The following is a 19706-nucleotide window of genomic DNA, read 5'->3' on the forward strand; positions in this document are numbered from 1 at the left end:
TCTTTATTTCGAATGGTTATGCCGCGGTCCAACCACCGTCAATCGAGATGTGTGTACCCGTTACCTGCCGGGCTTCGTCGCTTGCGAGGTAGAGGGTCAGCGCACCAATCTCTTCCGCCTTGACGAACTCATGCGTCGGTTGGGCCTTGAGGATCACTTCGGTCTTGACCTGCTCCTCGGTCATGCCGCGCGCCTTGGCCGTATCCGGTATCTGCTTCTCGACGAGGGGGGTCAGCACGTAGCCCGGGCAAATGGCGTTCACGGTCACGCCAAATTCGGCAAGCTCCAGTGCCGCCGTCTTCGTCAGGCCCAATATACCATGCTTTGCCGCGACATAGGCGGATTTGAACGGGGAGGCGACGAGACCGTGAGCGGAGGCGATGTTGATGATCCGCCCCTGTTTCTTCGCCTTCATCAGCGGAATGGCGGACCGCATTGTGTGAAACGAGCTGGACAGGTTGATGGCGATGATCTGATCCCATTTTTCGATCGGGAAATCCTCGATCTTTTCGACGTGCTGGATGCCGGCATTGTTGACGAGCACATCCACGCTGCCGAACGTCTTGGCTGCCGTTTCGACCAGATCCGCGATTTCATCCGGCTTCGTCATGTCGGCCGGGTGATGGATGGCTTTCGCCTTCGAGACTGATTCAAGTCTCTCGACTATAGCCTTGATTTCTTCAGGCTTTCCGAAGCCATTGATGACGATGTTGTCGCCCTTGCCGGCAAAGGCTGTGGCAATCGCGAGCCCGATGCCGCTGGTGGACCCGGTGACGACGACTGTTCTGGCCATTCTCTTCTCCTCAAGCCGTTTTGCGACGCAATAGAGCTGAGGTTATGCGCAAACCATCTCTGCTGGCAATTGCGCGCGCGGCAAATCTCTTGTGTCGAAGAGGTGGCTGGGTTCTTTCCTCGCCCGCCCTCCTGTCCTATTGATTTCTCCCAATAATCACGATCAGCGGGAGGATGGGCATGAGCGGATATGTTCTGGCAATCGATCAGGGGACGACGTCGACACGGGCGATCGTCTTCGACGGCGAAATGCAGATCGCCGGTGCTGGCCAGAAGGAGTTCAGCCAGATCTACCCGCGATCCGGCTGGGTGGAGCACGATCCCGAGGAAATCTGGGATTCCGTTGTCTCGACCATCAAGATGGCGATCCGCGAGGCCAAGATCGAGGCAAAGGACATTGCGGCGCTCGGAATTACCAACCGGCGCGAGACCGTCGTCGTCTGGGAGCGCGAGAGCGGCAAGCCGATCCACAATGCTATTGTCTGGCAGGATCGCCGCACGGCAAGCTATTGTGACAAGTTGAAGAGGCAGGATCTCGAAAAAACCTTCACCAAAAAGACCGGTCTTTTGCTTGATCCCTATTTTTCCGGGACCAAGCTTTCCTGGCTGCTGGCCAACGTGAAGGGGGCACGGGCGCGTGCTGCGAAAGGGGAATTGTGCTTCGGCACGGTTGATACCTTCCTGATCTGGCGGCTGACCGGCGGCAAGGTGTTCGCGACCGATGCTACGAATGCCTCCCGCACGCTGATGTACAACATTGCCGACAACACGTGGGACAAGGACCTCCTCGATATCCTGCGGGTTCCCGCAGCGATGCTGCCCGAGGTGAAGGACTGCGCGGATGATTTCGGCGTTACCGAAAAGGCGATTCTCGGCGCGGAGATCCCGATTCTCGGCGTTGCCGGCGACCAGCATGCTGCGGCCATTGGGCAGGCTTGTTTCGAGCCTGGGATGCTGAAATCCACCTACGGAACCGGCTGCTTCGCGCTGCTCAACACTGGCAGTGACATGGTTCGCTCGAAGAACCGACTGCTGACGACGATTGCCTATCGGTTAAACGGTGAGACAACCTACGCACTCGAGGGGTCGATTTTCATCGCGGGTGCTGCCGTGCAATGGCTTCGCGACGGGCTTGGCATCATCGATACGGCCTCGCGTACCGGCGAGCTTGCCGATGCCGCCGATCCGACACAGGAAATCTATCTGGTTCCGGCCTTTACCGGGCTCGGTGCGCCGCATTGGGATGCGAATGCCCGCGGAGCCATCTTCGGCCTGACGCGCAACAGCGGTCCGAAAGAATTCGCCCGCGCGGCACTGGAGGCGGTCTGCTATCAGTCCCGCGATCTGCTCGACGCCATGCATAAGGATTGGAAAGGCGGCGTGGAGAGCACTGTTCTTCGCGTTGATGGCGGCATGGTTGCCTCCGACTGGACGATGCAGCGGCTTGCGGACATTCTCGATGCGCCCGTCGACCGACCAGTCATTCTCGAAACAACCGCGCTCGGCGCGGCCTGGCTTGCCGGCAGCAAGGCCGGCGTCTGGCCGGATCGTGCAGGCTTTGCCAAAAGCTGGAAGCGTAACCGCCGCTTTGAACCCGATATGGACGAAAAGACACGTGCGGCAAAGCTCAAGGGATGGCGGAGCGCCGTGAAGCGCACGCTGTCGGATGCATGATCGCCGTTCGTGCCGGTGGCTTGTCTTGCGTATTCAGCTGGTCCTTGCCGATCGCCAGCGCGAAATCAATGTCAGGACAGGCAGCGCTACGGCGGACAACGAAGCACCGGCTATGAACGTCCCGAACGAACCGTAGATATCCCAAACTAATCCTGCGAGCACATTGCCGATCAGCACGACTGCACCCGTGATCAGGTTGAAGACGCCAAACGCCGTCCCTTTCAAGTCCGGGGGCGCGGAGTCGGCTATCAGAGTTGCGAGAAGGCCCTGGGACAAGCCCATGTGAAGCCCCCAAAGTACGATGCCGATCAGGAAGACAGGGATCGAGCTTGCGAATGCCAGAACCGCATACGCGGCGACAAGCACGGCAAGGCTTGCTGCGAGCAGGCCGGTGCGACCGATCGTATCTGACAGCCGCCCCGTGGGATAGGCCGTCAGACCGTACACCGCGTGCATGATCACCATCGTGACGGGAATCCAAGCCGGTTCGAAACCTGCTTCCTGGGATTTCAACAGCAGGAACGCTTCGCTGAAGCGGACAAAGGTCAGGATCGAGGCCGCAGCAATGACAATCCACGTCGACGCATTAAGTCGCAGGATGTCGCCAGTCCTCAGGGTCGATCCCGCCTTGCGTGGCGGCTGTTCGGGCTCCTTTGCTCCGAGCAGCAGGACAAGAACGGACAGGAACGCGGGAATGATGGCGATCCAGAAAATCGCCAAAACGTTTCCGTTCAATGCGAACATCAGCCCGATTGCAGCCAATGGCCCCACGAAACCTCCGACGGTATCGAGTGACTTCCTCAAACCAAAGGCCGCTCCTCTGATTTCCGGCGGCGTTACGTCGGCGACCAGCGCGTCGCGGGGCGTTCCTCGGAGACCTTTGCCGACACGGTCGACCGCTTTGGCTGTTATGATCCAATCGATTGATGATGCGATCGGGAATACCAGTTTCGATATCGCGCCAAGCCCATAGCCGACAACGGCCAGCATCTTCCGGTTTCTTGTCCAGTCCGCAATGATGCCTGCGAAAAGCTTCGTGGTCGTCGCGATAGCGACCGACAGGCCTTCGATGAAGCCGACGATGACAGCTGAAGCGCCGAGACCCGAGACGAGATAAAACGGGAGAAGGGTCTGAACCATTTCCGACGAAATATCCATCAGGAGACTGACAAGTCCGAGGATCCAGACGGTTCGCGGTATGCCTGCTCGTGCGGTAGCCGCTTGCGCGGAGGATGATGTCATCGGTCGCCCCTTGGTCGACCGTGGATAGTGTGCCGCCCCGATGCGGTCAAATGTTCTTCGCACTTCGACGTTTTGAGGGCCGAACCCGCCGAAGGAGCAACAATTCGCCCGGTCGGCGAGTGTTGCCGGCATTGACCGCGTTCGCTCGGACTTGCGGCGCCGACTGCCCGATGACGGGTTGAGATGTTGTTCCTCAAGCGGTATGTCGTGCCGACCACAAGCGGCTCTCGCAATAAAACAAGGCGCATCCCTGCATGACACCAGATTTCCTCGTCACCCATTCCGGGGGCTTTCATGCTGATGAAGTGCTGTCGAGCGTCATCCTGACCCGGCTTTTCCCGGAGGCTCGTGTGGTCCGCAGCAGGGCACCTGAATGGATCAAGCCGGGTGCAGATCGCATCATCTATGACGTCGGTGGCGCTTACGATGCCGAGGCTCGCATCTTCGATCACCATCAGCGCGGCGCGCCGCTGCGTGAGGATGGGCAGCCCTACAGCTCGTTCGGTCTGATCTGGAAGCACTACGGCCGCGACTACCTGGTTGCCGCCGGCGTCCCTGATGCCCATGTCGACGCGCTGCATGTCTCGTTCGATCTTTCCTTCGTGCTGCCGATCGATCTGACGGACAATGGCGCGCTCAGCCCGTCTGGTCCGCTGGCGGGGCTGACGCTGCCAGTTTTGCTGGAGACCTTGAAACCGGTGTTCGACGAAACCGATCCGGATGCCGATAATCGCAGATTTCAGGATGCCGTGGCCATTGCCCGCAGTTTCGTCGAGGCGAAGATTGGCCAGAGTGCCGCCAAGCTGCGCGCCGAGACACTCGTGCTTCAGGCAATAGCGCGTACGGGGCAGGGGCGCGTCCTCGAGCTTCCGATGGGGATGCCCTTTCGCCCTGCGGTCGTGAAAGCGGGCGCCGATCATCTTCTCTTTGTCGTTCACCCGCGAGAAAGGGATTGGTGCGTCACCGGCATTCGCCGCGGAGACGAGGGCTTCGAACTTCGCGCGGATCTCCCGGCTGCCTGGGCCGGTCTGACCAATCACGATCTTGAGGCTGCCTGTGGCGTTACAGGCGCAACGTTCTGCCACAACGGCCGCTTCGTCGCGGCCGCCAAAACTCGCGAGGCCGCATTGGCGATGGCGGATCTGGCTGTGCAGGAAGCCCTTGCCGTCGGAGCCGTGAGCTAAGGCAGGCCGCAGCCTTCAGTCTGGCGGCTGCTGCCACAACGGCTGCGAAGTAGGCGGTCGTTTGTTGGCAATAGGCCGCTCACGCCGTCTTCGGTCGCTACACCCTGACCATCTCCTTCTACGCACTGTATTTTTTTGCTGCTTCCTGTCGGATGTCGCGCTACTCCTTCGTCATTCGGGAAGAGGAGTAAGTCATGCTTTATGCAATCCTTTGCTATGCCAATGAAGAGACCGTGTTCTCCTGGACCAAGGAGGAGGAGGACGCCGTGATGGCGAAGCTCTACGCCGTCCAGGCGCCCCTGGCCGAGCGCGGCAAGCTTGGTCCGGTCGGGCGGCTGATGCCGACGACGGCGGCGACCACCGTGCGCAAGGGCAAGGAAGAACCGCTCGTTCTCGACGGTCCCTTCGCGGAAACGAAGGAAGCGCTCCTCGGCTTTTACGTGGTTGATTTCGATACGCTGGAGGAGGCGGTCGCCTTCTCCAAGGAGCTCTCCGCAGTCAATCCGGGTTCGACCTCCTACGAAATTCGGCCGTTCTACGTGTTCCGGCCGGGAGACTCTTCGACATGACAGACATTGCCTGGATCGATGTGACGCTTGCTTCGGCCCGACCGAAGGCGCTTGGCGCGCTGCTCAGATACTTCCGCGATCTCGATATCGCGGAGGAGGCCTTTCAGGAGGCCTGCCTGCGCGCCATCCGCACCTGGCCGGACAAGGGGCCGCCACGCGATCCGACGGCATGGCTGATCTTCGTCGGCCGCAACAGCGGCATCGACGCCGTGCGCAAGCGCTCGAAGACGCAAGCGCTTCCGGATGAGGAGCTGATTTCCGACACCAGTGATGCCGAAAGCGATATTGCCGAGCGGCTCGACGATTCCAACTATCGTGACGATATCCTGCGGCTGCTCTTCATCTGCTGCCATCCGGATCTGCCGGCGACACAGCAGATCGCGCTGGCGCTCCGCATCGTTTCCGGACTTACCGTGCAGCAGATCGCGCGTGCCTTCCTTGTTGGCGAAAGCGCCATGGAGCAGCGTATCACGCGGGCCAAGGCGCGTGTTGCCAAGGCGGGAGTACCCTTCGAAACGCCGGATGCGCAGGAGCGCGCCGAGCGGCTCTCGATCGTCAGCACCATGATCTACCTGATCTTCAACGAGGGCTACAGCCAGGCCGATCCCAGGCACGAGGCTTGCGCCTTCAGCGACGAGGCGATCCGGCTTGCGCGGCTTCTGCTGCGCATCTTCCCCGGAGAACCGGAGCTGATGGGTCTCTTGGCGCTGATGTTGCTGCAGATCTCGCGGCGCCAAGCTCGCTTCAATGGAGAGAACGATATCGTGTTGCTCGAGGATCAGGATCGTTCGCTGTGGAACCGCGAGCTGATCAACGAGGCGCTGGCACTGCTCGACAAGGCGATCCGCCATCGCCGACCCGGCCCCTATCAGCTGCAGGCAGCGATCGCGGCGCTGCATTCGCGCGCCAAGCGCGCCGAGGACACGGATTGGGAGGAGATCGAGCTGCTCTATCGAGCGCTGGAGCGCATTCAGCCGTCGCCCGTGATTACGCTCAACCGCGCCGTTGCCGTCTCAAAGTTGAGGGGGGCGGATGAGGCGCTGGCGCTTGTCGAAACGCTTGGCGAAAAGCTCGATGGCTACTTCTACTATCACGGCCTGCGTGGCGGCTTGTTGAAGCAGCTCGGCCGGGCCCGCGAGGCGCACGAGGCTTTCGATCGTGCCATCGCGCTTGCTCACTCAGCAGCGGAAGCCGCCCATATCCGCCAGCAAATAGACAGCCTCGTCCATTCCGCCGCTCAGCCGGTCGCGAAATAATTCTCAAAAAAGTCACGCCCGGTTGTCGGAAACGGAAAGCCTCCCACGTCCTTGTAACAGCCTGATCGAAAACAGGTTTCGCTCAACAGGAGGAATGCGAAAATGACGGAAGAAGCTCAACATGAACTGGTTCTCGTGCGTGAATTCGATGCCCCGCGCGAGAAGATTTTCAAGGCCTGGACCGATCCTGTCCTGATGAAGGAATGGTTCGTACCGCGTCCCTGGAGCATCGCTGACGTGCAGATCGATGCACGGCCGGGCGGCTCGAACCTCATTGTCATGCGCAGCCCCGAGGGCCAGGAGTTTCCGAACCGCGGTGTCTATCTGGAGATCGTCGAGAACGAGAAAATCGTCTTTACCGACGCCTTCACCAGTTCCTGGGTGCCGTCCGAAAAGCCGTTCTTCGTTGGCATCATCCTGCTCGAGGACCTGGGCAACGGGCGAACGAAATACACTGCCAAAGCTCGGCACTGGACGGCGGCCGACAAGGAGCAGCACGAGCAGATGGGCTTCCATGAGGGCTGGGGCAAATGCGCAGACCAGCTCGCCGAGCTGCTTCCGAGAATCTGAAATCGGAATCGAAACAGGGGGGTAGAGGCATGTCTGCAATCGTTGAATCACATGCGCGGTTGCCGCGCTGGCAAACCATCACCGGCACGGTCATGAGCGGGTTGATCGTGGCTTTCCTCATTTTCGATGGGGCGATCAAGCTGGCGCCGATCGCGCCGGTCACGGAGACGATGACGGCGCTTGGCTATTCCGATGATCCGATGCTTGCCCGCGGTCTCGGCATTGTGACCCTGTTGTGCGCGCTGCTCTACGCCATTCCGCGGACGTCGGTGCTCGGGGCGATTCTTCTCACCGGTTTGCTTGGCGGCGCGATTGCCACGCATCTCCGCGTCGGGAGCCCGGTCTTTTCGCACCTGTTGTTCGGCGTCTATCTCGGGTGATCGCCTGGGACGGCCTTTATCTCAGATACGAAGCCGTTCGGAAAATGATTCCATTCAAGCTTTGAAGTTGTTGATTTCAGAATCGGAAACCGCCGCGATCCCTTGGTCGCGGCGGCCTACTTATCGATATTCTCGAACGTTCGGTTCCAGAATTTGTATTTGCGCTGAGGCCGCTCCATCCTTATCTCCGTCTCTAGATTCAACGGGATGCGAGCTATGGAACTAGGCCTCTACACCTTCGCCGACGTGAACCCGAATCCGAGCCGCAACAAGGGTGAGGAAGGCGCAGAGCGATTGAAGCACCTGCTGGAGGAAATCGAACTCGCAGATCAGGTCGGGCTCGATGTGTTCGGTTTGGGCGAGCATCACCGGCCGGATTATGCAGCTTCCGCTCCGGCCGTCGCCTTGGCCGCCGCTGCCGTGAAGACCAAGAACATCCGGCTGACCAGCGCGGTGACGGTGTTGAGCTCGGACGATCCGGTTCGCGTCTTTCAGCAGTTCGCGACGCTCGATCTGCTCTCCAATGGACGGGCCGAGATCATGGCCGGGCGAGGGTCCTTCATCGAGTCCTTCCCGCTCTTCGGCTACAATCTGGAAGACTACGACCAGCTGTTCGAGGAGAAACTCGACCTGCTGATGGCTCTGCGCGACAACGAGACGGTCACCTGGTCGGGCGAACTGCGTGCGCCGATCAACGGGCGCGGTGTTTACCCGCGTCCATTGCAGGATCCGTTGCCCTTGTGGATCGCGGTTGGCGGTACGCCGCAATCGGTTGCTCGCGCCGGTGCGATGGGCTTGCCGGTAGCGCTGGCGATCATCGGTGGCGAGCCCCGACGCTTCGCACCACTGTTCGATCTCTACCGTGAGGCCGCCCGCCGGGCAGGGCAGGAGGCGTCGAAGCTCAAGACCAGCATCAACGTCCATGGCTTCATCGCGGACACGACGGATGCCGCAGCCGAACAGTTCTATGGTCCGCAGGCCGAGGTCATGAACCGGATCGGCCGCGAGCGCGGCTGGGGGCCGACGAACCGGGCGCACTTCGACATGTCGCGCGGGCCGAACGGCGCACTCTTCGTGGGCGAGCCGGAACTGGTGGCCGAGAAGATCATCGCGCATCATCGGCTGTTCAAGAACGACCGCTTTCTGCTGCAGATGGCGATCGGCCTGATGCCCCACGACCAGATCATGCGCGGCATCGAGCTGTACGGCACGAAAGTCGCCCCGATCGTCAGAAAGGCATTGACTGAAAGCGGCGAAGGGGCGAAAGCCACCGCCTGAAATTGGAGCATGATGCCGTAAAGGATGAATTGGATTCCGAGCGTCGTCGTGCTCTCATCCTGATCGAGAGCCGGTCGACCGGCCGCAAAAGGCCGGACAGTCATTCATGATCATCGAAAGCGAAGACGAACTTCTCAAGCTGAAGGAAATCGGCCGTATCTGCGCCAATGCCCTGCAGGTAATGGGGGCGTCGCTGGAGCCCGGTATCACGACACTGGAGCTCGATGAGATTGGCCGCAAGGTCCTTGAGGACGCGGGCGCGCGCTCGGCGCCCGAGCTCTGCTACCAGTTTCCGGGTGCGACCTGCATCAGCGTCAACGAAGAGATAGCCCACGGCATTCCCGGTCCTCGCGTCATTCGCCCGGGAGATCTCGTCAACATCGACGTCTCCGCCGAGAAGGACGGGTTCTTTTCAGACACCGGGGCGTCCTTCAGCCTCCCGCCGCACAAGTCGAAGATCGAGAAGCTTTGTCGTGACGGCAGACGAGCGTTATGGGTCGGCCTCAATCAGGTGAAGTCAGGTGAACCGCTGGCCAAGATCGGCCAGGCGGTTGGCGCCTTTGCGGCGAAAAACCGCTACACCCTCGTTGCCAATCTGGCGAGCCATGGGGTCGGTCGCTCGCTGCATGAGGAACCGGCCGAACTCTCGACATGGCCGGACCCCTCGGAGAAGCGGATCATGGCCGAAGGTCTCGTCTTCACTGTGGAGCCGTTTCTCTCTCTGGGTGCCACTTGGGCGGAGGGTGGTGACGATGCCTGGACGCTCTATTCCGACCCGAAGGCGCCGACCGTGCAGTACGAACACACCGTCGTCGCAACACGCAATGGTCCGCTTATTCTGACATTGCCGGACGGCTCTGCCTGATCGGAAAAGGCAGGATCCTGCGTTCGGGTGCAGGACCCTGCCTTCGAGATGCACGCCGGGGGAGGTCGCTGGCATCCATCTCAAGATCCGGAAGGTTCGCGCGAAGTCATAGATCCGCAAGCTCTTGTTCAGAGGTCTCCCGCCACTCCTCAACTGCCCCTAGTACGCATGATTGCGTCGAAAGGATCATGTGGGAGACGAGGCAGGGAGGTCTGGATAGGATGCGTCCTCAAGGGATGAGGTTTTCGTATGTTCATCATTTTCGGCGGGTTGCCCGGCGCCGGCAAAAGCACAATCGCACAGAGCCTCGCAGCTCGAATGAAGGCCGTCTATCTCAGGGTGGACTCCATAGAGCAGGCAATGCGTTCATCCGGCGCGCTGCCCCCAGGTTCGGACGTCGGACCAGCCGGGTATATGGCGCTTTATCGTGTCGCTGCCGACAATCTCCGGCTTGGCCATGCTGTCGTCGCTGACACGGTCAACCCGATCGAAATTACCCGCGCTGCGTTTCGAGCCGTTGCGATTGAAGCTAACACCCGATTTGTCGAGATCGAGGTGATCTGCTCCGACCCGAAGACGCACCGCTATCGCGCCGAGACGCGGCTGCTGACGGTCGACGGGCTGACCCCGCCAACGTGGGCGGATATAGCGGTGCTGCCATATGAGCCTTGGCGACACCCGCTTCTGCGCGTCGATACCGCGATGTCGACGGTCGAGGAGAGTGTCGCAAGGATCATGGCGCTCCTCTGACCGTCAGAGCGCCGAGAATTGGGAGACGTTCCCTGATCAGGAATCGCGTCGCCCGCCTTGCAGAATTTCGGCTGCCGCTCGCTCCAGGATGCCGGCGATCCGCTTGGCTTCCTCCTTCGACCACGGATAACGCAGCCGGAGCGCAGACTTCAGCAGCATGCGAGCTGCTGCGACCTCGCTATTATCCTCCGGGAAGCCGTCCTCGTCCCGGTCGCCATTGCGGCTTTCGGGGTCGAATATCTTTCGGACATGCGCCATCTTCGCCCCGATCTTCTCCAGCTTTCCGAGCGTCATGTCGATCATCGACTGGTTCTCTTCGACAAGTCTGCGGCCGCTTTCGGTGATGCGGTAGAGCTTCTTGGCGCCTTCGCTCTCGACATCCGCAAGTCCTGTTTCTTCCAGATAAGTCAGGGCGGGATAGATCACGCCCGGGCTCGGCACATAGAAGCCGCCGGAGCGCTCCTCCAAAAGCTTGATTAGCTCGTAGCCGTGGCGGGGTTGCTCCACCAGCAGCGCCAGGATCACCAGTTGCAAATCACCAGACGCAAATTTTCGCCCCATGCGAAAACTGCCGCCGCCCATCATGCCGCCTCTAAAACCTCTCATAGGTCACTCCTTTTATGTATCGTTCACTATGTCGTAAAACATATGTCGTAAGATATGCGAGTTCAAGAGCGCGATGCAATTTCGTGGAATTGATCGATCGATCAGAAATTCTTGATTGTCGTCGCCATGGTGCAGCGCGATAAACACGCCATGTTGGCACGCAATGAAACCTTCCCCGAAAATCTGTTCCGAACCGGCCTCGCAGGCGCCATCGCGATGGCCGCGGCCATGGGGTTTGGTCGTTTTTCCTACACGCCTATCCTGCCGAGCATGATCAGCGGCGTGCCTCTCTCGGCAGCGGACGCGGGCTTCATCGCGTCGGCGAATTTCGTTGGTTATCTGGTCGGCGCCGTTCTCGCCGCCTACGGCTGGGCAACCGGCCGCGAGCGCAGTGTCGCGCTTTTGGCGCTAGCGGCCTCGGCGCTCCTCCTTGCCGCGATGGCGATGACGACGTCAGTTGCGATTTTTGCTGTCATCCGCTTTCTGGCCGGCGGCGCCAGTGCCTTTGCGATGGTCTTCACGTCGTCGATCGTGCTCAGCCACGGAGCAATGGCTGGGAACGACCAGGTGCAGGCCGCGCATTTCGGTGGACCGGGCGCCGGTATCGCCCTCTCGTCCGTCATGGTGTTGCTTGTCGGCCTGTTCTACGGCGGCGCCGACGCCTGGAAGGTGTCATGGATTGGTGGCGCTATCTATTCAGCGATCAGTCTCCTGGCTGTCTGGTGGCTCCTGCCTGCAGGTCCGTCAGCGTCGGCGCAGACCGGCAAGGAGCCGCCGATCGCCTGGAGCTTGCCGATGCTCCTCGTGACGGCATCTTACGGCCTGTTCGGCTTCGGTTATGTGATCACCGGCACGTTTCTGGTCACGATCGCCCGTATGGACGCTGCCGGACAGATCGTCGAGTTCCTCTGCTGGTTCATCGCCGGTCTGACGGCAGCAGTGGCGCTTTTTGCCTGGAAGCCGCTCGTGCGGCCGCTTGGGCTGGGGAGGATCTATGTCGCCGCGCTGCTGGTCGAGGCTGTTGGTGTATTGGCAACCGTGCTGCTGCCGCATTCAGCGGCGCCACTGATTGGCGGCGCACTCTTCGGAGCGACCTTCCTTGCGATCACCGCCTATGGCCTGCAGATCGGCCGCAAGCTTTCGCCGGCCAGTCCGCGCCGGACGCTTGCGACAATGACGGCCGCTTTCGGCGCCGGGCAGATTATTGGCCCGATCGTCGCAGGCTGGATGGCCGAGCGTACCGGCAGCTTCACGGCGCCCACCTACGTCGCGGCGATAGCGTTGCTCGTCTGCGCGGCGCTGGTGATGCCGGTTGCCAGAAGGTTGTCGTAACGCGTTACAAGTGCGTAACAATGGGGCGAACCCATTGCCGCTTTCTGCGAACTGCCGTAGTTTTCGCCGCAATTGGTCTGTTAGAGACTCCGAAGACTCAAGTTCAGGAAAGCAACCTCTCCCGTGTTTGTATCCTATTTTCCCAAGCCCAGGCTTTTCTTTATCTCAGCTGTCGCTTGGGCGCTTCTCGCCGTCCTCTTCTGGTATTTCGCCGGTTACCGCCTCGGCTCCGTGATTGGTTTGCCGCCTCTCGCGCCGGGGCAAGAGGCTCCAATCGGCGTGTCAGTCTTCTGGTCTGCCCCGTTCCTCTGGTTTTATATCTATTACGTCGTGGCGGTCGCGTTGTTCGCCAGCTTCTGGTTCACCTACAGCCCCCATCGCTGGCAGATGTGGTCGGTGCTCGGCTCGGCGCTGATCATCTTCAACACCTATTTCTCGGTTCAGGTGAGCGTCGCCATCAACGCTTGGTATGGCCCGTTCTATGACCTGATCCAGCAGGCGCTCGCGAAGACGGCGCCGGTCACCGCGGCACAGCTTTACCTCGGCATGCTGGGCTTTGCCGGCATCGCCTTCGTGGCAATCACCGTCGGCGTGCTCAATCTCTTCTTCGTCAGCCACTGGATCTTCCGCTGGCGTACGGCGATGAACGAATACTACATGGCTCACTGGCCGAAGCTCAGGCATATCGAAGGTGCTTCGCAGCGCGTTCAGGAAGACACGATGCGCTTCTCCTCGACCGTGGAAAGCCTCGGTGTCAGCCTCGTCAGCTCAGTCATGACGCTGATTGCCTTCCTGCCGGTGCTGTTCAAGATTGGCGCCAGCATCACTGAACTGCCGCTGATCGGCGAGGTGCCTCATGCGCTCGTCTGGGCCGCATTGTTCTGGTCGATCTTCGGAACGGTCTTTCTTGGATTGGTCGGTATCAAGCTGCCGGGCCTCGAGTTCCGCAACCAGCGCGTCGAAGCGTCTTACCGCAAGGAACTCGTCTATGGCGAAGACCATGCCGACCGGGCAACACCGCCGACGGTGGCCGAGCTCTTCGCCAATGTGCGCCGCAACTACTTCCGGCTCTATTTCCACTACATGTACTTCAACGTCGCCCGCATCTTCTATCTGCAGGCCGACAACCTGTTCAGCCTGATCGTGCTGGTGCCGTCGATCGTTGCTGGCAAGCTCACGCTTGGTCTGCTGACGCAGATCAACAACGTCTTCGACCAGGTGCGCGGCTCGTTCCAGTATCTCGTTAATTCGTGGACGACGATCGTTGAGCTGCTATCGATCTACAAGCGCCTGCGCACCTTCGAATCCGCTATCGACGGTGAGCCGTTGCCTGATATCGACCAGCGCTATCTCGAGCGCGAGGCTGGCATCATCCACGCCGACGGCTAATGCCGTCGGCTGATTTCGGTTAGACCGGCCTTCTATAGAGCCGAATATTCCTGCGCGACTGGACGCTTCCTAAGCGAAGCGGATGGCAGCCTTCGCGCGGGCCTTGGCGGCTACCTCCTCGCGGTCGCGAGGAGGCTGGGAGGTCTCCAGAGAATTGAGCAGATCGTGGGCACATTTCGCGATCGACATGACCGCGTGTTCGAAGGCGGCTTCGTTGCGCTTCGATGGCTTGGTGGTGCCGCTCAATTTGCGCACGAACTGAAGCGCGGCGTCATGGATCTCCTCGTCCGTCGCCGGCGGATCGAAATTGAACAGAGGTTTGATATTTCGGCACATGGCTTACTCCCGATCGTCTTCTCTCTGCCCTGAGAGGAGGGTGGCGTAGCGTAGAAGGTAGTCGTGTCACGGCGAATTGCAAACGCACCGGGTTGCCACGACGGAAGATGCAACGCACGACAGGAGCAGAAGAGACGCCGGGCGTTCACGCGCGGTGTCTCCCATTGGGGGAAGAAGGCGAAAGGGAAAGGACGGTCGGCTTAGAGGCCTGATGCTTGCGCTTGTGGCTGCAGCTTTCCGCGCGCCTCTATGACAGGGATCGCTTCGGAGTAGCTGACGCAGGCGACATCCGCGCGGTGGCAGACATCGCTCACCAGACGATCGAGCGCGCGCCAGTAGGCCCCGCCGTTCATCTCGACGAAATGGAAGCCGAGTTGCAGCGGAATGCGGTTGCCCGCGTATTGCTTGTCGAAGGCCTCCTTGAAGGCGGCGTAGGAGCGATCTTCGAATGCCTTCGAGTCGGCCTTGTCTTCGGTTCCATTGGAGTGGCGAACGAAGAGGTTGTAGTCCATGCCGATGATCGGCTTTTCACGCGGACCTTCGGGGATCAGCGGCAGGCCGAAGCGAATGATGCCGGCTTCCTCAACCGGCATGGCCGGTCCCTTGGTCACCAGGCTTGCGTCATAGGTGAAGCCAGCCTTTTTCTCCGCAGCGATCATGTCGGCACCCGGCGTTGCCGAGAGGTAGGGCGCGCGAAAGCCGTGGATGCCGTGATCAACCAGGTCCTGCCAGCCCCTCGGCTCCTCGAGATCGACGCCCTTCCAGGCGTTTTTTAACGTGGAGCGGAAGGTGGCGAACTCCTTCGACCAATCCGTTTCACTCCACTGGCGGCCATCGAAGTGGCCACAGGCATGGCTTGATATGTCGTGGCCCTCGAGATGCGCATGCCAGATATTGCCGAGGCGCTCACGGATCTCGTCGTCACTCTGGGCGAAGCCGACGTTCGATTTCCCCTGTTTCTGGTGCGGAGCCTGATAGGCCTTCTTGGCGGCCTGGTTCATCAAGAAGGTGCAGGAGAGGAAATAGGTGAAATGCGCACCGTTCTTCGCCGCCATTTCTCGGCTCTTCTGCCAGAGCGCGTTGTCGTGTGCGCCGTCAAACGAGATGATCACCAGCTGCTTTGGCTGGTCGCTGGCACCCGCTGCGCCGGGGAGGAGCAAAGAAAGAGCGAGGGAAGCTTTGAAAAACGAACGAAACATGGGCACCGCGACAATTTGTTTGCGGCTTTCCTGTTACAGAAATGCGGCGAAGCTGCGGTGGCGCTGGCGTTTTTGTGCCGCTCCGGCTAAGTCTCGGAAAACGCACAGGAGATCGCCATGGCATTGCTCATCGTCGGCATCATCATTTTCCTCGGGCTTCATCTTATCCGCGTCATTGCACCCGGCCTTCGCCAGTCCATGATTAACAGCCTCGGCGAGAGTGGCTGGAAGATCGCTTACTCCATTGTCAGCATTCTCTCCCTGATCCTGCTGATCTACGGCTTCGGCCAGGCGCGCCAGGTGACGGGCATGCTCTACAACCCGCCGATCTGGATGGCACATATTGCCCTCACGTTGATGCTGATTGCGATGATCTGTCTGGTCGCCTCGCTGCTGCCAGCGGGGCACATCGCGGTCAAGACGAAGCATCCGATGGTGCTGTCGGTCAAGATCTGGGCTTTTTCGCATCTGCTGGCGAACGGCGAGACCTCCTCGGTGCTGCTGTTCGGCGCCTTCCTCGCATGGGGCGTCATCCTGCGCATTGCGCTGAAGCGCCGTGAGCGGGCAGGCGAGCTTACCCTCCGCCCGTTCGTTTCCGGCAAGTACGATCTCTACTCGGTGATCATCGGCGTTGTTGCCTGGGCGCTCATCACGTTCAAGCTGCACGAGTTGTTGATTGGCGTGGCGCCGATCGTTATGTGACGAATCTTTCCGATCCCCCTTACAACTGCTGAAAAATGGGGTAGAAGGCCCCACAATGTGCGTGCAACCCGCATGCCGAAGCATATCCGTTGCCGGAGACTAGAATGGCATTCAACGACGACAGCTTCATTCGTGAAGTCAACGAGGAACTGCGTTCCGACCAGGTGAAGGGCGCATGGCGCCGGTTTGGCCGCTACCTGATTGCGCTCGCCGTCCTGATCGTTCTCGGTACAGTCGGCTACAAGGTCTACGAATATTGGGACGATAACCAGTCCTCAGGCACCGGCGATCAGTTCATCGCTGCGATGAAACTTGCCGACGAGAACAAGACGGACGAGGCACTGGCGGCTCTAGCGAAGCTGGAGAAGGAAGGCCACGGAGCCTATCCGGTTCTTGCGCGCATGCGCTCGGCGACCGTGCTGGCGCAGAAGGGCGACACGGCAGGCGCGGTCGCCGCCTTCGACGTGATCGGCAAGGACAGTGCAGCGCCGCAGGCAGTTCGCGATGCTGCCAAGATGCGCGCCGGCTGGCTGCTGATCGAGAGCGGCACCTACGAGCAGGTTTCGGCGCAGGTCGAGGAAATGGCCGTCCCCAGCAATGCCTTCCGCCACTCGGCCCGCGAAGCACTTGGCCTTGCCGCCTACAAGGCCGGCAACATGGCGCAGGCGCGGCAGTGGTTCCAGGCGATCGCCGACGACGCGCAGAGCCCGCGCAATGTTGCCAATCGTGCCCAGATGATGCTTGATAACATCACCGCATCCGGCAAGGCGCCCGCCGCACAGGGCTGAATGTAAGGAATTTCAATGAGCTTCACGGTCGCCATCGTCGGTCGCCCGAATGTCGGCAAGTCGACGCTTTTCAACCGTCTGGTTGGAAAGAAGCTGGCGCTCGTCGATGATACGCCTGGCGTCACCCGCGACCGTCGCCCCGGCGACGCGCGGCTCATGGGGCTGAACTTCACCATCATCGACACCGCCGGTCTCGAAAGGGCTGAGGCCGAAAGCCTGCAGGGCCGCATGCGCGCCCAGACGGAAGCGGCGATCGATGAAGCGGATATCTCGCTCTTCGTGGTCGATGCCAAGTTTGGCCTGACGCCTGTCGACAAGGAATTGGCTGAAATGCTGCGCCGTCGCGGCAAGCCTGTCGTGCTCGTCGCCAACAAGGCGGAAGCCAAGGGCTCGGACGGCGGCTTCTATGACGCTTATACGCTCGGTCTGGGCGAACCGGTTCCGATTTCGGCCGAACACGGGCAGGGCATGCTCGATCTGCGCGATGCGATCGTCGATGCGATCGGCAAGGATCGCGCCTATCCGCCGAAGGAAGACGTCGCTGTCACCAATGTCGATCTTCCCGCCGAGATGGAAGAAGACGAGGAATACGAGCCTGAGTATGACGACACCAAGCCGTTGCGCGTGGCGATCATCGGTCGTCCGAATGCCGGCAAGTCGACATTGATCAACCGTTTCCTCGGTGAGGACCGGCTGCTGACCGGACCGGAAGCGGGCATCACCCGTGACAGCATCTCCGTCGAGTGGGATTGGCACGGTCGCACCATCAAGATGTTCGATACGGCCGGCATGCGCCGCAAGGCGCGCGTCACTGAAAAGCTGGAGAAGCTTTCAGTTGCCGACTCTCTGCGCTCGATCCGCTTTGCCGAAACCGTGGTCATCGTGTTCGACTCGACCATCCCCTTCGAGAAGCAGGACCTGCAGCTCGTGGATCTGGTGATCCGCGAAGGCCGCGCCGCCGTGCTTGCCTTCAATAAGTGGGACATGATCGAGGAGCCGCAGGCTGTTCTTGCCGACCTGCGTGAAAAGACCGAACGCCTGCTGCCGCAGGCGCGCGGCATTCGCGCTGTTCCGATTTCCGGCCAGACGGGCCGCGGTCTCGATAAGCTGATGCAGTCGATCATCGACACCGACAGGGTCTGGAACAAGCGTATCTCGACGGCTCGCCTCAACCGCTGGCTTGAGCAGACGCAGGTGCAGCATCCGCCACCGGCAGTCTCCGGCCGCCGCATCAAGCTCAAGTACATGACGCAGGTGAAGGCGCGTCCGCCAGCCTTCATGATCTCCTGCACGCGTTCCGACGCACTGCCGGAATCATATACCCGATACTTGATCAACGGTCTGCGCAACGACTTCGACATGCCGAGCGTGCCGATCCGCATTCACTATCGCTCGCCCGACAATCCGTACGAGTCGAAGAAGAAGCGAAGCTGATCAGCGGATGCCTGTCAGGCCCGCTTCTCGAGCGCGTCGCGCAGCGCAATAACCTCTGCCCTTAGGCGTTCAGTTCGGCAAATTCCGGCTTGGCGATTCGGCAATGCAGCCTGGGATCGTGGCAGTGGGGGCCTGAGTGCCCGGAGAGGCTCAGATTCCCGATGAGATGGGCCCGGCGGCGTCGCCGGGCTTTTTTGTCCTTGGCAGCGACTTTGCCGCAAACTGCCAGGCTTTCTTCCATTTCGGCGTGATGACACCGTTGGCGGCCCGGATGTTGTTGATGAACTGCGTCGTCGCTGCCTCCCAGGAATATTGCAGCGCGAGTTCGCGGGCTTTCTCGCGCGAGGCGGACAGTGCCGCCAGGCATGCTGTCCTCAGATCGTTGTCGAGTGCGCCGACCTCGCTCTCCTCGCCGATGATATCGAGCGGACCAGTAACGGGATAGGCAGCAACGGGAACACCGCAGGCGAGTGCCTCCAGGATGGTGTTGCCAAATGTGTCCGTCTGCGACGGGAAGACAAAGACGTCGGCCTGGGCGTAGGCCTTCGCCAATTCCTCGCCGAACTTCAGGCCAGTAAACAGCGCGTCAGGATAACGCTTCTCGAGTTCGGCGCGAGCAGGTCCGTCGCCGACGACCACCTTCGAGCCGGCCAGGTCGAGATCCAGAAATGCCGGAAGGTTCTTTTCCAGTGCGACACGGCCGACAGTCATGAAGATTGGGCGAGGCAGATCGAAGGGGCTGTCTTCCAGAATTGCCGGGCGGAACTGATCGGCGTCGATACCGCGGCTCCATGGCATGAGGTTTTGAATGCCCTTGTCAGAAAGTTCGCGCGCAAGGCTGGGAGTTGCGACCATGCAGCCAGCGCCGGAATTGTGGAACCAGCGGACGAAGGCATAGAGCCAGCTCTTCGGCACAGGCAGGCGCGCCGAGACATATTCCGGAAAGCGCGTGTGATAGCTCGTGGAGAAGGGCATGCGGTTCTTCAGGCACCAGCGCCGCGCCGTCAGGCCTAATGGGCCCTCCGTCGCGATATGAACGTAAGAGGGCATGTGCTTTTCGATCTCGCGCGCGACGCGCCGGTAGTTGGCGATCGAAAGCCGAATTTCGGGATAGGTGGGGCAGGGGATACTGTGAAAACCCTGCGGCGTCACCATCGCCACCTCGATGCCCATCTTCGCGAGCTCGCGGTTGGTATTCTCGATCGAGCGAACAACGCCATTGACCTGTGGATGCCACGCGTCGCTGACAATGACCAGCCGCTCGGCCACAACGGGCCGGGAGGCGGCCGGGCTTTCGTCGCTTCCAACATCCGCCATCTGGTGCAGCATGCCCCAATTCCATCCATGCCGCTCGACGGCG

19 protein-coding genes and 1 pseudogene are annotated in these 19706 nt (G+C 60.6%); 14 read left to right on the plus strand and 6 right to left on the minus strand.

Annotated features, from left to right (window positions below):
- Positions 1-16 precede the first annotated feature (16 nt).
- Positions 17-793, minus strand: a complete 777-nt coding sequence (locus tag JNB88_RS16485; protein WP_220356390.1) for a 3-hydroxybutyrate dehydrogenase — start codon at positions 791-793, stop codon at positions 17-19.
- A gap of 179 nt (positions 794-972) precedes the next feature.
- Between JNB88_RS16485 and glpK the strand changes: the two genes are divergently transcribed.
- Positions 973-2466, plus strand: coding sequence for a glycerol kinase GlpK (gene glpK / locus JNB88_RS16490; RefSeq protein ID WP_220356391.1), 1494 nt, complete (start codon positions 973-975; stop codon positions 2464-2466).
- Positions 2467-2499: 33 nt separating this feature from the next.
- Here the strand turns inward: glpK and JNB88_RS16495 are convergent, their stop codons facing one another.
- A complete protein-coding gene (locus JNB88_RS16495; protein WP_220356392.1) occupies positions 2500-3708 on the minus strand; it encodes an MFS transporter in 1209 nt (402 codons plus the stop codon).
- Positions 3709-3962: 254 nt separating this feature from the next.
- On the opposite strand from JNB88_RS16495, the gene JNB88_RS16500 reads away from it, so the two are divergent.
- The 8 genes and pseudogenes from JNB88_RS16500 (at position 3963) to JNB88_RS16535 (ending at position 10560) form a co-directional block, all read left to right on the plus strand.
- Positions 3963-4892: an MYG1 family protein gene (locus JNB88_RS16500; protein ID WP_220356393.1), complete on the plus strand. Its 930-nt coding sequence runs from the start codon at positions 3963-3965 to the stop codon at positions 4890-4892.
- A gap of 194 nt (positions 4893-5086) precedes the next feature.
- Positions 5087-5461, plus strand: a complete 375-nt coding sequence (locus tag JNB88_RS16505; protein WP_037132574.1) for a YciI family protein — start codon at positions 5087-5089, stop codon at positions 5459-5461.
- A complete protein-coding gene (locus JNB88_RS16510) occupies positions 5458-6717 on the plus strand; it encodes an RNA polymerase sigma factor (protein ID WP_220356394.1) in 1260 nt (419 codons plus the stop codon). The genes JNB88_RS16505 and JNB88_RS16510 overlap by 4 nt, the downstream gene beginning before the upstream one ends.
- 102 nt (positions 6718-6819) lie before the next feature.
- Positions 6820-7287 carry an SRPBCC family protein gene (locus JNB88_RS16515; protein ID WP_037132577.1) on the plus strand — a complete coding sequence of 156 codons (468 nt, stop codon included), beginning with the start codon at positions 6820-6822 and terminating at the stop codon, positions 7285-7287.
- A gap of 29 nt (positions 7288-7316) precedes the next feature.
- Positions 7317-7732, plus strand: a pseudogene (locus JNB88_RS16520) (DoxX family protein).
- A gap of 151 nt (positions 7733-7883) precedes the next feature.
- Positions 7884-8945 (plus strand): LLM class flavin-dependent oxidoreductase, encoded by a 1062-nt coding sequence (locus JNB88_RS16525; protein WP_220356395.1) that lies wholly within the window; start codon positions 7884-7886, stop codon positions 8943-8945.
- 106 nt (positions 8946-9051) lie between these two features.
- Positions 9052-9810 (plus strand): type I methionyl aminopeptidase, encoded by a 759-nt coding sequence (gene map, locus JNB88_RS16530; protein ID WP_220356396.1) that lies wholly within the window; start codon positions 9052-9054, stop codon positions 9808-9810.
- Positions 9811-10059: 249 nt separating this feature from the next.
- A complete protein-coding gene (locus JNB88_RS16535; RefSeq protein WP_220356397.1) occupies positions 10060-10560 on the plus strand; it encodes a P-loop nucleotide/nucleoside kinase family protein in 501 nt (166 codons plus the stop codon).
- A gap of 36 nt (positions 10561-10596) precedes the next feature.
- On the opposite strand, the gene JNB88_RS16540 is transcribed toward JNB88_RS16535, so the two are convergent.
- Positions 10597-11166, minus strand: a complete 570-nt coding sequence (locus JNB88_RS16540; RefSeq protein ID WP_220356398.1) for a PadR family transcriptional regulator — start codon at positions 11164-11166, stop codon at positions 10597-10599.
- 126 nt (positions 11167-11292) lie between these two features.
- Between JNB88_RS16540 and JNB88_RS16545 the strand changes: the two genes are divergently transcribed.
- Together JNB88_RS16545 and bacA are read left to right on the plus strand one after the other, a co-directional pair.
- Positions 11293-12498 (plus strand): YbfB/YjiJ family MFS transporter, encoded by a 1206-nt coding sequence (locus tag JNB88_RS16545; RefSeq protein ID WP_220356570.1) that lies wholly within the window; start codon positions 11293-11295, stop codon positions 12496-12498.
- A 123-nt stretch (positions 12499-12621) separates the two neighbouring features.
- Positions 12622-13887, plus strand: a complete 1266-nt coding sequence (gene bacA / locus JNB88_RS16550; RefSeq protein WP_037132586.1) for a bacteroid development protein BacA — start codon at positions 12622-12624, stop codon at positions 13885-13887.
- Positions 13888-13956: 69 nt separating this feature from the next.
- Here bacA and JNB88_RS16555 read toward each other — a convergent pair whose 3' ends face one another.
- Both JNB88_RS16555 and JNB88_RS16560 read right to left on the minus strand, forming a co-directional pair.
- A complete protein-coding gene (locus tag JNB88_RS16555) occupies positions 13957-14223 on the minus strand; it encodes a DUF2277 domain-containing protein (protein ID WP_037132589.1) in 267 nt (88 codons plus the stop codon).
- 200 nt (positions 14224-14423) lie between these two features.
- Entirely contained in the window at positions 14424-15422 is a 999-nt protein-coding gene (locus tag JNB88_RS16560; RefSeq protein ID WP_220356399.1) for a polysaccharide deacetylase family protein, read from the minus strand.
- A gap of 117 nt (positions 15423-15539) precedes the next feature.
- Here JNB88_RS16560 and JNB88_RS16565 point away from each other — a divergent pair, with 117 nt between their 5' ends.
- The 3 genes from JNB88_RS16565 to der all read left to right on the plus strand — a co-directional run bounded on the left by JNB88_RS16565 (position 15540) and on the right by der (position 18346).
- Positions 15540-16124: an NnrU family protein gene (locus tag JNB88_RS16565; RefSeq protein WP_220356400.1), complete on the plus strand. Its 585-nt coding sequence runs from the start codon at positions 15540-15542 to the stop codon at positions 16122-16124.
- A gap of 104 nt (positions 16125-16228) precedes the next feature.
- The gene (locus JNB88_RS16570; protein ID WP_220356401.1) at positions 16229-16912 is read left to right on the plus strand and encodes a tetratricopeptide repeat protein; all 684 of its coding nucleotides are present in this window, start codon (positions 16229-16231) and stop codon (positions 16910-16912) included.
- Positions 16913-16927: 15 nt separating this feature from the next.
- Positions 16928-18346: a ribosome biogenesis GTPase Der gene (gene der, locus JNB88_RS16575; protein WP_220356402.1), complete on the plus strand. Its 1419-nt coding sequence runs from the start codon at positions 16928-16930 to the stop codon at positions 18344-18346.
- Between the two features lie 150 nt (positions 18347-18496).
- On the opposite strand, the gene JNB88_RS16580 is transcribed toward der, so the two are convergent.
- Positions 18497-19663, minus strand: a complete 1167-nt coding sequence (locus JNB88_RS16580) for a glycosyltransferase family 4 protein (RefSeq protein ID WP_220356571.1) — start codon at positions 19661-19663, stop codon at positions 18497-18499.
- Between the last annotated feature and the right edge of the window lie 43 nt (positions 19664-19706).

This window comes from Rhizobium cauense (genome assembly GCF_019511525.1).
Lineage (GTDB): Bacteria > Pseudomonadota > Alphaproteobacteria > Rhizobiales > Rhizobiaceae > Rhizobium > Rhizobium cauense.